This is a genomic window from Leptotrichia massiliensis (genome assembly GCF_900104625.1).
GTDB lineage: Bacteria > Fusobacteriota > Fusobacteriia > Fusobacteriales > Leptotrichiaceae > Leptotrichia > Leptotrichia massiliensis.
On sequence record NZ_FNVZ01000005.1, the window covers coordinates 737,121 to 749,710 of the forward strand.

The 12,590-nt window shown below is 29.7% G+C and carries 21 protein-coding genes; all 21 read left to right on the forward strand.

Features of this window, described 5'->3' with window-relative positions; genetic code table 11:
- Positions 1-29: 29 nt before the first annotated feature.
- The 21 genes from BQ5344_RS12295 (at position 30) to BQ5344_RS07645 (ending at position 12,582) form a co-directional block, all read left to right on the forward strand.
- Entirely contained in the window at positions 30-194 is a 165-nt protein-coding gene (locus BQ5344_RS12295; protein WP_162840183.1) for a hypothetical protein, read from the forward strand.
- A 1-nt stretch (position 195) separates the two neighbouring features.
- Positions 196-612, forward strand: a complete 417-nt coding sequence (locus BQ5344_RS07555; RefSeq protein WP_071124815.1) for a YopX family protein — start codon at positions 196-198, stop codon at positions 610-612.
- Positions 613-628: 16 nt separating this feature from the next.
- On the forward strand, positions 629-799 hold the full coding sequence (locus BQ5344_RS12200; RefSeq protein WP_158663011.1) for a hypothetical protein: 171 nt from the start codon (positions 629-631) through the stop codon (positions 797-799).
- Positions 774-1,304, forward strand: a complete 531-nt coding sequence (locus BQ5344_RS07560) for a nucleoside triphosphate pyrophosphohydrolase family protein (RefSeq protein ID WP_071124816.1) — start codon at positions 774-776, stop codon at positions 1,302-1,304. The genes BQ5344_RS12200 and BQ5344_RS07560 overlap by 26 nt, the downstream gene beginning before the upstream one ends.
- A gap of 21 nt (positions 1,305-1,325) precedes the next feature.
- The gene (locus BQ5344_RS07565) at positions 1,326-1,571 is read left to right on the forward strand and encodes a hypothetical protein (RefSeq protein ID WP_071124817.1); all 246 of its coding nucleotides are present in this window, start codon (positions 1,326-1,328) and stop codon (positions 1,569-1,571) included.
- A gap of 232 nt (positions 1,572-1,803) precedes the next feature.
- A complete protein-coding gene (locus BQ5344_RS07570; RefSeq protein WP_158663012.1) occupies positions 1,804-2,328 on the forward strand; it encodes a hypothetical protein in 525 nt (174 codons plus the stop codon).
- A 114-nt stretch (positions 2,329-2,442) separates the two neighbouring features.
- On the forward strand, positions 2,443-2,613 hold the full coding sequence (locus tag BQ5344_RS12205; protein WP_158663013.1) for a hypothetical protein: 171 nt from the start codon (positions 2,443-2,445) through the stop codon (positions 2,611-2,613).
- Between the two features lie 2 nt (positions 2,614-2,615).
- Positions 2,616-3,170 carry a hypothetical protein gene (locus BQ5344_RS07575; protein WP_071124819.1) on the forward strand — a complete coding sequence of 185 codons (555 nt, stop codon included), beginning with the start codon at positions 2,616-2,618 and terminating at the stop codon, positions 3,168-3,170.
- Between the two features lie 11 nt (positions 3,171-3,181).
- Complete coding sequence (locus BQ5344_RS07580) at positions 3,182-3,541, forward strand: hypothetical protein (RefSeq protein ID WP_071124820.1); 360 nt, start codon at positions 3,182-3,184, stop codon at positions 3,539-3,541.
- Between the two features lie 15 nt (positions 3,542-3,556).
- Entirely contained in the window at positions 3,557-4,225 is a 669-nt protein-coding gene (locus BQ5344_RS07585) for a hypothetical protein (RefSeq protein WP_071124821.1), read from the forward strand.
- Positions 4,226-4,625: 400 nt separating this feature from the next.
- Positions 4,626-4,856 carry a hypothetical protein gene (locus BQ5344_RS07595; RefSeq protein WP_071124822.1) on the forward strand — a complete coding sequence of 77 codons (231 nt, stop codon included), beginning with the start codon at positions 4,626-4,628 and terminating at the stop codon, positions 4,854-4,856.
- A gap of 153 nt (positions 4,857-5,009) precedes the next feature.
- Positions 5,010-5,207 carry a hypothetical protein gene (locus tag BQ5344_RS07600; RefSeq protein ID WP_021744358.1) on the forward strand — a complete coding sequence of 66 codons (198 nt, stop codon included), beginning with the start codon at positions 5,010-5,012 and terminating at the stop codon, positions 5,205-5,207.
- Between the two features lie 139 nt (positions 5,208-5,346).
- Positions 5,347-5,607, forward strand: a complete 261-nt coding sequence (locus tag BQ5344_RS07605; RefSeq protein WP_158663014.1) for a hypothetical protein — start codon at positions 5,347-5,349, stop codon at positions 5,605-5,607.
- Positions 5,608-5,715: 108 nt separating this feature from the next.
- Positions 5,716-6,321 (forward strand): MerR family transcriptional regulator, encoded by a 606-nt coding sequence (locus tag BQ5344_RS07610; protein ID WP_071124824.1) that lies wholly within the window; start codon positions 5,716-5,718, stop codon positions 6,319-6,321.
- Positions 6,278-8,086: a phage terminase large subunit family protein gene (locus tag BQ5344_RS07615; RefSeq protein ID WP_071124825.1), complete on the forward strand. Its 1,809-nt coding sequence runs from the start codon at positions 6,278-6,280 to the stop codon at positions 8,084-8,086. The genes BQ5344_RS07610 and BQ5344_RS07615 overlap by 44 nt, the downstream gene beginning before the upstream one ends.
- 3 nt (positions 8,087-8,089) lie before the next feature.
- Complete coding sequence (locus tag BQ5344_RS07620; protein WP_071124826.1) at positions 8,090-8,320, forward strand: DUF6148 family protein; 231 nt, start codon at positions 8,090-8,092, stop codon at positions 8,318-8,320.
- 18 nt (positions 8,321-8,338) lie between these two features.
- Positions 8,339-9,892 carry a phage portal protein gene (locus BQ5344_RS07625; protein WP_071124827.1) on the forward strand — a complete coding sequence of 518 codons (1,554 nt, stop codon included), beginning with the start codon at positions 8,339-8,341 and terminating at the stop codon, positions 9,890-9,892.
- The gene (locus BQ5344_RS07630; protein ID WP_071124828.1) at positions 9,852-10,997 is read left to right on the forward strand and encodes a head maturation protease, ClpP-related; all 1,146 of its coding nucleotides are present in this window, start codon (positions 9,852-9,854) and stop codon (positions 10,995-10,997) included. The genes BQ5344_RS07625 and BQ5344_RS07630 overlap by 41 nt, the downstream gene beginning before the upstream one ends.
- Positions 10,997-11,332: a hypothetical protein gene (locus BQ5344_RS07635; protein WP_071124829.1), complete on the forward strand. Its 336-nt coding sequence runs from the start codon at positions 10,997-10,999 to the stop codon at positions 11,330-11,332. The genes BQ5344_RS07630 and BQ5344_RS07635 overlap by 1 nt, the downstream gene beginning before the upstream one ends.
- Positions 11,332-12,345: a major capsid protein gene (locus BQ5344_RS07640; protein ID WP_071124830.1), complete on the forward strand. Its 1,014-nt coding sequence runs from the start codon at positions 11,332-11,334 to the stop codon at positions 12,343-12,345. The genes BQ5344_RS07635 and BQ5344_RS07640 overlap by 1 nt, the downstream gene beginning before the upstream one ends.
- Positions 12,346-12,354: 9 nt before the next feature.
- Positions 12,355-12,582, forward strand: a complete 228-nt coding sequence (locus BQ5344_RS07645) for a GTP-binding protein LepA (protein ID WP_071124831.1) — start codon at positions 12,355-12,357, stop codon at positions 12,580-12,582.
- Positions 12,583-12,590 lie beyond the last annotated feature (8 nt).

Below are 12,590 nucleotides of genomic sequence, written 5' to 3' on the forward strand. Positions count from 1 at the left end.
GAAACTATAGAAAATATATAGGAGGATAAATGGATAAATATGTGTTAAAAATTGAAACTGATAATTTAGATGTATACAAACAGATCTGTAAAGTTTTAGGAGTAGATGTATCAGAAAATTTAATGAAGTTAGGGAATGAAGAAAGTGTTTTTACGAATGTAATATTTATATTTGAAAAAAAGGAAGAAGGTTAGTGTGAGATTTAGAATTTGGGATAAGGTTAAAGAAGAATTTATTAAGGATGGAATATTCGTAGATAATGCTGGTAAGATTTTTAAAATAACAAAAGAAAATAAAATATTAGATATAGATTCTAAATTGTATATATTAAATTTTTCTATAGAACATAGAGATAAAAATAATAAAGAGATATTTGAAGGAGATATTATAAAGTACGGAAAAAAATATTTTCAAATTATTTATAGAAAAGAGATTTCAAGTTGGAGTGTTAATTTTTCAAAAAAAGATAATTCTAGGCCATGTACAAATGTTGGAACTTTGAAAAATTGTGAGGTAGTTGGAAATATTTATGAAAATAAAGAATTATTAAAATTATGTCCTGATAATTTGTTTGAAAAGGATAAAACAATTGAGCAACAAAAATTATTTTAAAAAGAGGTAATAAAGAATGTTTATAAAAATTAGAGATAGTATATTTAGAAAAGATGAGATTAATGAAATTAAAAGATATAAAAATAAAATAATAGTAAAAAAGAAATCTTTGAGATATTCAGTAATTACTTTCAAAAATGAAGAAGAAAGTGAAAAAGAATATGAAAGAATTAGTAAAAATTTGTGAGATTAAGGAAGTGAAAGTAGAAAAAATGGAACAATGGGAAAAATTAGTTAAACTTGTAAAAGAGTTTTATATAACATTTGGACAGCAGGAATTTTTGGAAAAGGAAATGACTACTGAAAGAATGGAATTAAGAAAAAAATTGTTTGATGAAGAATTTAAAGAATATGAAGTGGCAGAAAAAAATAAGGATAGAGTAGAAATGTTAGATGCTGTTTGTGATATGTATTATATCCACATTGGGACACTACTTGAGAAAAATAAAGGTGATATAGAAAAGATTGCAAATAAAATATTTTTTTTGGGAGATAAAGAAACGGAGTATCTTTTTAAATTAGAAGTAAAAAATGGATTTGATGTAATTTTACCTGAAGCATTTGAAGAAGTTCATAAAAGCAATATGAGTAAACTTGGTAAAGATGGAAAACCGATATTTCGTGAAGACGGTAAGATAATAAAAGGGCCTAATTTTTTTAGGCCAAATTTGAAACAGTTTATTACAAAATAAAATTTGAAAGGAAATATAAAAATGAGTAAAGAATTAAAAGCCGCAGAAGAAACGATAGAAATTATAAATTCTTTAGTAAAAAAAGGATATAGTGATGATGATATCAGGAGGTATTATAGAATGATGGGAGAATTGTGTGCTGGAGCTGGTGCAGTAAATGACACAAGTAAAGATAGTCAAGAAGCGATTAATGAATTAATTGATATTGTTGAAACATTAAATAACAGAATAGAAAGTTTGGAAAATAGAATAAAAGTAAAAGTTTAATATTTGAATAATCAGGAGAAAAAGATGTTTAAAATATTATATTGTGAAGATGAATACAAATCAGTGTAGAAAAATGAATGTGTATAAAGTGAATTTTGATAGTAACAATTTGACTGATGATGAAATTATAAATTTATTTGAGATTAGTAATTCAAAAAGAAGAGATAAACTTTTTTTGAAATTATATTAGAATTTTTTGAAAAACAAAATAAAGGCAAGAGAAAGGGGACAAATGAATGATGTGACTTTGGAAGAAATCAAAGAAATTAAATATTTAAGAGAAGTCGAAAAGCTGGAATTAAAGGAAATAGCTGAAATTACTGGAAAAAATTTTAGAAGAATAGGCTATATAGCCAATAAATACAGTGATTATAGATATAAAAAAGAATTTTCAGAAATAGAAAAACAAAAAATAATCAAAATGTTTGAGTCAGGATACACAAAAAAACAGATAGCTGGAACTCTTGGAAGGACATTCTATAGTATATCTAACTTTCTTACTAGATATTATAAAACTACAAATTCGTACAGTCTTGTGAGAAAAAATAATTTTAAAATTTGGACATCTGAAGAAGAAAAATATATTTTAGAAAATTATAAAGAGAAAACAGCCAGGGAACTAGCAAAGGATTTGGATAGAACAGTTTTAGGAGTGAGAACTAGAATAATTAAAATGAGAAGAGAGAAAAGACTACAGACATCAAAGAAGATAGGAGGATACAGTAAAGAATTTGTAAAGCGTCTATATGTTCAATAAAGTTCAGTCGCAGAAAGTCGTTTTGGCTGGGATGATGTGTAAAAATGTAGTATTTATAAAGAAAAATGAAAGTCGTGGAAAGCCGATTGAATTAGAAAAAGATTAGGAGGAAATATGGTAAGGAAAATAATGGGAACAATATTTTGTTTAATAGTCGTATATATAGCAAGTAAAATTATATCGAATGCAAAAGACTTTTTAGAATTAGCAAAAATAATATTATCTGTCGTGTTTGGTGTAGGAATAGGTAATGAAATTTATAAAATATGGAAAGCGGAGGAATAGGAATGAAAAAATTACTATTAATTGTGATGATTTTAGGAGTATTAGTTACAAGCTGTGATGAAGAAAATTTTGGGAATGATACAAAAAATGATAAAGAGAATACTTTAAAAATAGGTGATAAGTTAGCAGGCAATCAAGCAACACCTAGTGATATTGATTATAGTTTAGAAAGATATAATTTAATAAAAAGGGCCTACTGGGTAAATGGACAGCGTGAAAAAGCATTAAATTTACCAAGTGCTGTAAAACGTCCGTTAGGATATATAACATTATTTACAGAAAATGGTGGAATAGTTGGAAGTTTTGTAGTAGATGGAAAAGTGTCAAGTTTAAATAGTTTTTTAACTCCGGATAGTGAATTATATGAATGTAATCCTTCAAGTAACTATAGCTGTAAAAATAATTGGATTCCTGATGTAGATGGAAGTTATGGAGAAAATGATAACGGGGTATTTTTCTTTACTCCAGATGGGAAATATATTGAGTGGACAGGAATATACGTGTATACAGATATTCCAATGAAAGTGGGAAATACAGTTGTTAAATTTGAAAAATAAAGGGGAATGAAATGAAAAAAATATTTATATTAATTATTTGTGGGCTATCTATGACAGCCTGCAATCCTTTTTTAGGGATAAATAGTTGGTTTAATAAAATAGACTATGAATTAGAAAAACAGAATGACAGACAAAGATATGACAGATTGAAAAAAGTGGAAGATACTGCAAGAGCAATGGTAAGCAGTTATGAAAGTGATAAGCAAATTTATTTGTCTATGAAAGATGATAATAAGGAAATAGCCTTACAAGCAAAGATAAGAGCAAATAATATAGCGATTCAATACAATCAGTTTATTTTGAAAAATAGTTATCTATGGAAAAATAATATACCACAAGATATAAAAAATGAACTTGAAATAATCAATTAGGGATAAGGAGTTAATATGAAATACATAGAATTATTTGGAAGAAAAATAAAAGAGTTGTCTGAAATTTTGAAAGACGAACCGATTAGTGATTTGGAAATAAAAGAGGAAAGTGATCTGTATGGGATAGATCGATTAAAAATTTCATTTAAAATTGATGATAGTGATACCTTCACTCTATATATACGATTATCTAATTTTGTTGGAGCAAATGGGATGGAGTTTTTATCGGAAGAAGAAATTGTAAGAGAATTTGAAGAAACGTATAGTTATTTAAAGGGATATTTACTTGGTGAAACTATAAAAGAAAGAAAAATAAACGGTTATTCAAATGAAATAAAATCCCATATTAGTGTTGCTAAAAAAATGCATGAAATTTATCGTGTTTATTTTGAGAAAGTAAGAATAAAGGAATTTACTACAGCTTATGAAACAGTTGAATTTTATTTGAAACAAATGGAAAAGCAAATAAGAAAAATGTGTGAAGCATATCAGGAAAATAAAAATATAGAAAACTTTTTAGATAATTTAGAAGTGTTGGTTAGATTGACGGTAGATGAAATGGGTGCATATTGTTTACGGTTATCAACTTGTGGACGTAAAAATTATGATTGTGCTGACAATATGATTAGAGATTGTTTGAAAGGTATAAAAAAATGTGTAGAGGAAATAAGAAAAAGAATTTAAAATTTTGGGGGATAAATGTTATATTCAGGAATTAGATATATTTTAAAATGTATAGCAAGAATATTTGTGCTCATAGCCTTGCTTATATACAATGATGATGATTTAATGAAGTTTGATGAAGAGGATTAGATATGTTAAATATAATAATGAGAGTTATAAATGCCCTTCTTACTGTAGCATTTGTTTTAATATTAGTGTGGTTTGTTTATAACCTAGTAATAAGATTTAAAAAGAATATAGTGGTATTTAAATTTAGAATAACAAGCATAAGAGGATTTTTAATTGGTATGTCTATAAATTTATTTGTAATTTATTGTTTGATTCGTATTATAAGTTTTTTTGCGATTAGAGTGTAAAAATGATACAATAGATATAAATAAGAAACAAGAAGGGAAAAACCGTGGGAAAAATTAATTTAGATTATTTGATTTATAAAGAGTTTAAGGAATTAATCAAAAATTTTATGGGAAATAGAAAATTTGAAATTAGTTATGGAATTGAAGATGAAGTTATACTTAAAAATTTTGTGGTTTATGTTGAATACAAAAATAGGGAATTTAAATTATTAGCACAAAATCATTTTCTGGTGATAGTGGATGGGATTACAAAGAAACAGATCCGGACGAATTAATAGAAAAATTGGAAAGTGAATTTGAAAAATTTAAAAATAAAATTTTGGAATTCGACAAAGTGAATAAAATGAGTGTAGAAGAACTAAAAGAGGAATATTTTAAAAAAATGGGATTGAAAAAATCAACAGAATAAGGTATAATTAGGAGGTAATGTGAATAACAAAGAATTTACAAAAGAAGATATAACAGAATTATTAAAAGATGAAGAAATTTTATATTTACTTGAGGATTTGAAAAAATCAAAAGAATATCAAGATGATATAAAAATAACATTAGTATTAAAAAAAGGTAAAATCACTGGAAAAGAATATACAGTAAGAAAATTTAATAATAAAAACAGAGCAAGATAAACCTCAGATGAGTGAGCTACTGAATAGATAGATTAGAAATAGTCTATTTGTTTAGTGGCTCTTTTTTTTTCAAAAAATAAAAAAGGATTTAAAGATATGATGATCATGGCAATTATATTTTATTATTTAGTAATACCAGTTGTATTTGATAATTCTTACAAGTTTAATAAAAAGATGGCTACAAAAATATATAGAGAAAAGTATTGATGAGGGCCTTACTCTTTTAGAAAACCTTGAGAATATAAATGATGAACTGGATACAAAAATAGATAGTGTAAAGATAAAAATATATAATATGTATCTTGATAGATGTAGAGAGAGCTTGAGAAAGAAAAGAGAAATGGATAAAGAGGTTAGGCGAATGACACAGAAGATAAAAGACAAAATATCAAAAAAATAAAAAAGGTACTTTGGAGAGACTTTTTTGCCCTGTGGGTCTTGCGAGTCCCGAAAAACATCCCGATATTAATTTTTTTTAAGTTTATGTCCTGTCCGATAGGAGGTGGAAATGGAAGCAAAATATGACGAGATTGTAAAAGGTGTTGTGCTGGCTAAAATATTGAATTTGAGCGAAAGGCATCTAAGGCGTTTGGCAGAGGAAAATGTTATCAAAAAAAACGGACAAAATAAATATTTATTTTTGGAAAGTATTCATTCATATATTGAGTATCTGGAGTTAAAAAATGATGCAGATGTAGATTTGAAAGATGAAAAAATTAGGGAAGAAATAAAGAAAATAAAAAAAGATACAGAATTGAAAGCCTTAAAAATATCGGAGTTAAAGAATCAATTACATCCGGCGGGAGTAATTGAAGAAGTAATGACGAGTATGCTTGTCAATATAAAGGGAAAATTGCTTTCATTGCCTAATAAATTAGCACCTGCTGTAATTGCTTGTGATAACTTGGGAGAAATACAGGACATCATTTTAACAGGAATATCTGATACTTTGACAGAATTAAGTGAATATAGTCCTGAAATGTTTAAAAGTAAAAATTATATTGATGAAGATGAGGATGAAGAGGATTCAAACACTAAATCAATTAAAAAAAATTTAAAGGAAGAGAAAAATGACAATCCGAAAAAGAGAGGCAGACCTAAAAAAAGCAAATAATTTGTTTAAAAAAATTATTTCGGTATTAAAGCCACCGCCAAAATTAACGATTGATGAATGGGCAGACAATTATAGAATATTAAGTTCCAAAACTTCTGCGGAACCAGGTAGGTGGAATACTGATAGAGTACCGTTTCAGAGAGAAGTAATGAAAGCAATATCTGATAAACAAACAGAAAAAGTGATAATGATGTATGGAGCTCAATTATCCAAAACAGAACTTTTATTGAATACTTTTGGACATCATGCAGATTATGACCCTGCTCCTATAATGTTTTTAATGCCGACTCAAAAAATGGCAGAAGATTTTGCAACAACAAGATTAAATGACATGATACTTAGTACACCACAATTAAAAAGTAAAATAATTGAAAATGAAACGTCAAGAGATACTAAAACTCAAAAAGATTTTCCAGGTGGATATATTATTTTAACTGGAAGTAATTCAGCAGCTGAACTTGCGAGTAGACCAATACGGATATTATTGGCAGATGAGATTGATAGATTTCCAAATGATGTAAAGGGTGAAGGTGATCCGTTAAATTTAGCAATTGAGAGAACAAAAACATTTTGGAACAAAAAAATTGTTTTAACAAGTACGCCAACAGTAAGAGGGGAATCAAGAATAGAACAGGAGTATGAAAACAGTACACAGGAAGAATATTATATCCCTTGTCCAAAATGTGGAACAATGCAAAGATTGGAATGGAAAAATATTGTTTTTGAAAATATTGGACACAAATGTCAAGATTGCCTTGAAGTTTCAAGTGAATATGAGTGGAAAAAGAATATGAAAGAGGGAGAATGGATTGCAGGAAATGTTGAAATTGATCCGAAAGCAGTAAGAGGATTTCATATTAACGAATTGTATAGTCCTTTTTCGACTTGGAAAAGTATAATAAAAAAATTCAAGGAATCTAAAGGCGATGTTCAACTTATGAAGGTTTTCACTAATACTGCATTAGGTGAAACTTTTGAGGAAAAAAGAGATAAAATGGATTTTGAAAAAATATCTCACAGAAAAGAACATTATGGCTGCGAAATTCCTGAAAACGTAAACGTTTTGACTGCGGGAGTTGATGTTCAAGATGATAGATTGGAATGTGAAGTTGTAGGTTGGGGAGCTGATGAAGAAAGTTGGGGGATTTATTATAAAGTATTCATAGGAAATCCTGCTGAAACTCATGTGTGGAATCAGCTTGAAAGGTTTTTGGATACTGAATTTACCTATGCTAATGGACAGAAAATAAAAATAATATGTACCTGTATTGATACAGGAGGAAATCATACTATGTCAACTTATGGATTTGTGAAACCTCGTGAGATTAAGAGAATTTTTGGAGTAAAGGGTGGAAGTGTTGAAGGGAAGCCTTTTATTACTAGACCAACAAAAACAAATAAAGGACAAATTTCGCTATTTGTATTAAATACTGATACAGGGAAAGAAACTATTATGGCCAGATTGAGAATTGATTTACCTGGACCAAGATATATGCATTTTCCAGATAATGCAGAAAGAGGGTATGATGAAACATACTTTAAAGGATTGACTGCAGAAGTTAAGATTACAACTTTTGAAAAAGGAGTAAGAAAAACTAAGTGGGTTGTTACAGGAACTAAAAGGAATGAACCGTTGGATATTAGAAATTATGCTTATGCTGCGTTAAAAATAGCTAATCCTGATTTGAGTAAAAAATATTTGATTGATGTTACAGAAAGACCAAAAGTGCAAACAAAAAGAAAAATATTGTCGAAAGGAATTTAGAAAATGGGAAAATCAAATTATTCAAGAGAATATATTTTAGAAATGATAGTTGAATACGGCAAAGCTGAACGAGCAGCTTTGGCTGGAACTAGTTATAAAATTGGAACTAGGGAACTTACTCGAATGGGAATAGATGCAATAAGAAAAGGAAGAGCTTACTGGGAAAATGAACTTCAAAAAATAAATGGCAAAGGCAACAGGAAAGTGAGAAGAGGTGTGCCTAGAAATCTTTAGCAGAAAAGGAGGTGTTTTATGAATTTTATTGATAAATTGGTAACGGCATTTAATCCAGAAAAAGGACTTAAAAGATTTCAAGCAAGAAGAAAATTAGAAATTCTTAATACTGGATATTCAAATCACGGTGCTTCAACTACTAAAAAATCAATGCTAGGCTGGCAAAGTGCTGGTGGTGGAGTAAAAAAGGATATTTATAAGAACCGTAAAAAGTTGATTGAACGTTCGAGAGATTTATATATGGGAACTTCTGTGGCTACTGGTGCATTGAAAACTATTAATACAAATGTTGTTGGGAGCGGATTAAAATTAAAGTCTGCTATTGATAATGAGACAATAGGTATTAGTGATGAAGAGGCAGAAACTATAGAAAGTTTGATAGAAAAAGAATTTGAGCTTTGGTCGAAAGACAAGATTGATAATCTAGGGACTATGAACTTTTATCAGATTCAGGAACTTGTATTTTTGACAGTATTAATGAATGGAGAATGCTTTATAAAATTGAATTATTTTGAAACTCCAAAAAATCCATACAGTTTGAAACTGGAAATTTTAGAACCTGACAGAATATACACTCCAAACAATCTGATTTCAGATAAAAGTGTAGTCGAAGGTGTGAAAATAGATAAAAATGGAAGAATAGAAGGCTATTATGTTTCGTCTGAACATCCATTAGACGCAACTGGGGGAGTAAGTGAAAAATTTGTAAAAGTTTATGGAAGTGAAAATCAAAAAAATATAATACATCTACTTTTCACAGAAAGACCTGAACAGGTAAGGGGAATTCCAATATTATCTCCAGTTATTGAGAATTTAAAGCAGCTTGGAAATTATACCGAAGCCGAACTAATGGCAGCAGTTATAAGCGGAATGTATGCAATTTTTATTGAAAGTGAAGCCGAGAATTCGAGCGGTGCTGATGTAGGTGAACTTGAAGCAGTCGAAAATGATTTGCTGGTAGATTCGGAAGATGAAACTACTATAGAACTTGCACCAGGAATGGTTGTAGGGCTTAATCCAGGAGAAAAAGCAAAAGCTACTAATCCAGGAAGACCTAATGCTCAATTTGATCCTTTTGTTACAAGTATTCTAAGACAAATAGGAAGTGCTTTGGAAGTTCCTTATGAACTTTTAATAAAGCATTTTACGGCAAGTTATTCAGCAAGTCGTGCAGCACTTCTGGAAGCGTGGAAAATGTTTAGGAAAAGGCGTGAATGGTTTGTAGAGAATTTTACCCAGCCTATTTATGAAGAATGGTTAAACGAAGCGTATTTGTTAGGTAGAGTTGAACTTAAAAATTATGGAACTGATTTTCTTATAGATAAAGCGTGGTGTGGCTCTCAATGGAACGGACCATCTCAAGGGCAAATAGATCCGTTGAAAGAGGCTAATGCGGCAGTTATAAGAATCAATAATGGATTATCGACTAGGACGAGAGAAACAGCCGAACTTAATGGAGGAGATTTTGAGCAGAATATAAGAATTTTGGCAAAGGAAAATAAATTATTAACAGAGAAAGGAGTGGTATTGAATGCCGAAACAACTCAAATTTTGGAACGTGATGAAGAATGATGAGGAAAAATCAGCTGAACTGATACTTTATGGGAGCATTGGAAGTGATGAATATTGGGATGATATATCTGATAAGGCGTTTAAACAGGATATTGAAAATCTTGGGGATGTGGAAAATATAACTTTGCACATAAATAGTCCGGGAGGGAGTGTATTTAGTGCTGTAGCAATAGCGAATACTCTTAAAAATCATAAGGCTAAAATAACAGCAAATATAGATGGATTGGCAGCAAGTGCTGCAACTATCATAACAAGTGCTTGTGATACTGTAAGAATGCCTAAAAATGCTTTATTTATGGTACATAATCCAATAACTTTCGCTTACGGAAATAATCAAGATATGCAAAAAACACTTGAAATGTTAAATAAAGTTAAAAATAGCATTATTGAGACATATCTAAATAAAGCAAAGACTGACAAGGAAACGTTGTCGGAATTAATGGATAACGAAACTTGGATGAGTGCAGAAGAAGCTAAGGAATATGGATTTGTTGATGAAATATTAGATGAAAGTGTGGAAAAAGAAGTTATTGAGAATAAATTGATTATAAACAATATGGCTTTTGATATTTCAAGATTTAAAAATTTTAAAGAAAAGAAAAATCAAGATTCAAGAATTATAAATATTTCTGTAAATAGTACAGGAAGTCCTGAAGAAATAGCTGATAAATTTAGAGATATATTAAATTCGACAGAAAATCAGAAAAATGAAGGAGGAAATATGACGTTAGAAGAGTTAAAAAACAAATTTCCAGAACTTTACAATCAAATCTTTAATGAAGGTAAGGAAGCTGGAATAACCAAAGAAAGGGAAAGAATGAGAGAAATTGATAACTTGGATGTATCAAATTATTCTGAACTTATTGAAAATGCTAAATATAATGAGCCAGTAGAAGCTAGTGTATTGGCAGTAAATATTTTGAATAAACAGAAGGAAGAAAGAATTAAGAAATTACAAAATATTAAGAATGATAGTCAAAATAATTTTACACCGCCAGTTCCAAATAATGGTACAGCGGAAAATAATGAAGAGAAAAAATTTATGGGAGTGAATATTTCAAACATTTTTTCTTTAATGAATAAAAAAACAGAGGAGGGCAAATAATGGATTTTGTAACAAAAGGCAACGAATATGCCAGCGAACAGTTTTTAAGTGGTACAGGGCATAAATATATGGAATTTGAAGTGCCACAAGGTAAGAATGTAAAAAGAGGAGACGCTGTAAATGCAGGTGCTGAACTTTCAGATGGAACTGATTTATTTGGAATAGTTATGGAAAATGCTGACGGAACAACGGCAAAAACTAAAACAACTGTAGCTATTTCAGGGGAATTTATTTTTGAGGGATTAAATGTGAAAGCAGGTACACAAAAAGCGGAGTTTACAAAAGCGGCTAGAGATAAAGGAATTGTAATAAAAGGATTAGGAGGTAAGGAATAATGCCAGCAGTAATAGAATTTATCGGGTTGTATGACCAGAATGTAATTAGACCAAAATCATTTATTAGAGATAATTTTTTTAAAAACAGGAAAACATCAGAAAATCAAAAAATGGAAATAGAATTTAGAAAAGGAAGACAGCTTGTAGCACCTTTTGTATCTGAATTTATTCCAGGAACAGAAATGGTAAAAAACACTTACGAAAGTAAATTTTTTCAAGCTCCAAAAGTAGCACCAAAAAGAACTTTTTCAGCTTTCGAGTTATTTTTTAATAAAACGGCAGGGGAAACTATATATGGTGGAAAAAGTCCTGAAGAAAGAAAAGCGGACTTGCTTGCTGAATCGTTTGCAGAATTTGAGGAACAAATTACAAGACGTGAAGAAATTATGTGTACTGAAGCATTGTTTAATGGAAAAGTTGTTGTGGAAGGTGAAGGAATAAAAGGAGAAATTAAATTTGGAACAGTTGAAGAAATTACTCCTGCTACTTTATGGACACAGCCTAATGCAGATATAATTGGAGATTTACAGGCAGCTATAACAAAAATTGGGGAAACTACAGGATTAAGACCTGAAATGATTTTAATGGATCCTGTGGCTGCAAAATTATTTGTAGAAAATGAAAAAATTCAGAAATTACTGGATATTAGAAATTATCATGCGGGAGAAATCAATCCTAGAGAAGTTGCAGGTGGAGCAATCTATATTGGAACTCTTGCACCATTTGGATTGCCTATTTATTCTTATCAATCACAACATTCTGTATTAAAAGCTGATGGTAAAACGTATGAAAATAAGCCACTTATCCCTGAAGGTAAAGTTTTGCTAGCACCAAGCAACAATACGATTGTCTATGGACCAGCAGCGGATGTAAAACAAGGAATTATTGTGGCAGAGCGTTCAGTATTTACTGATGAAGATTCAAAATCAAATACAGTGGAAATTAGAACAGAATCAAGACCGCTTCCAGTAGTTTATGACATAGAAGCTATAAAAATACTGAAGGTTAAATAGGAGGTTGTGATGAAGTATAAAGCATTAAAGCCTTTGATTTATAGCGGAGTTAGTTATGAAGCAGGGGCAGAAGTGGATATTTTAGAAAAATCAGTTGTAAAAAGTTGTATTGAAAGAGAATTGATTGAAGAAATAACGGATACTACTGAAAAAGTAGTATCTAAAACTTTAGTTGATGAAGATAATCAAGATACAGAAAAAGATGATAAAGGAGATAAAAAGAATAAAAATAAATAGGTGATAAT

Coding starts and splice junctions, on each gene's coding strand:
- BQ5344_RS12295 (WP_162840183.1), top strand. CDS start 30: ATGGATAAATATGTGTTAAAAATTGAAACTGATAATTTAGATGTATAC.
- BQ5344_RS12200 (WP_158663011.1), top strand. CDS start 629: ATGTTTATAAAAATTAGAGATAGTATATTTAGAAAAGATGAGATTAAT.
- BQ5344_RS07560 (WP_071124816.1), top strand. CDS start 774: ATGAAAGAATTAGTAAAAATTTGTGAGATTAAGGAAGTGAAAGTAGAA.
- BQ5344_RS07565 (WP_071124817.1), top strand. CDS start 1,326: ATGAGTAAAGAATTAAAAGCCGCAGAAGAAACGATAGAAATTATAAAT.
- BQ5344_RS07570 (WP_158663012.1), top strand. CDS start 1,804: ATGAATGATGTGACTTTGGAAGAAATCAAAGAAATTAAATATTTAAGA.
- BQ5344_RS12205 (WP_158663013.1), top strand. CDS start 2,443: ATGGTAAGGAAAATAATGGGAACAATATTTTGTTTAATAGTCGTATAT.
- BQ5344_RS07575 (WP_071124819.1), top strand. CDS start 2,616: ATGAAAAAATTACTATTAATTGTGATGATTTTAGGAGTATTAGTTACA.
- BQ5344_RS07580 (WP_071124820.1), top strand. CDS start 3,182: ATGAAAAAAATATTTATATTAATTATTTGTGGGCTATCTATGACAGCC.
- BQ5344_RS07585 (WP_071124821.1), top strand. CDS start 3,557: ATGAAATACATAGAATTATTTGGAAGAAAAATAAAAGAGTTGTCTGAA.
- BQ5344_RS07610 (WP_071124824.1), top strand. CDS start 5,716: ATGGAAGCAAAATATGACGAGATTGTAAAAGGTGTTGTGCTGGCTAAA.
- BQ5344_RS07615 (WP_071124825.1), top strand. CDS start 6,278: ATGACAATCCGAAAAAGAGAGGCAGACCTAAAAAAAGCAAATAATTTG.
- BQ5344_RS07620 (WP_071124826.1), top strand. CDS start 8,090: ATGGGAAAATCAAATTATTCAAGAGAATATATTTTAGAAATGATAGTT.
- BQ5344_RS07625 (WP_071124827.1), top strand. CDS start 8,339: ATGAATTTTATTGATAAATTGGTAACGGCATTTAATCCAGAAAAAGGA.
- BQ5344_RS07630 (WP_071124828.1), top strand. CDS start 9,852: ATGCCGAAACAACTCAAATTTTGGAACGTGATGAAGAATGATGAGGAA.
- BQ5344_RS07635 (WP_071124829.1), top strand. CDS start 10,997: ATGGATTTTGTAACAAAAGGCAACGAATATGCCAGCGAACAGTTTTTA.
- BQ5344_RS07640 (WP_071124830.1), top strand. CDS start 11,332: ATGCCAGCAGTAATAGAATTTATCGGGTTGTATGACCAGAATGTAATT.
- BQ5344_RS07645 (WP_071124831.1), top strand. CDS start 12,355: ATGAAGTATAAAGCATTAAAGCCTTTGATTTATAGCGGAGTTAGTTAT.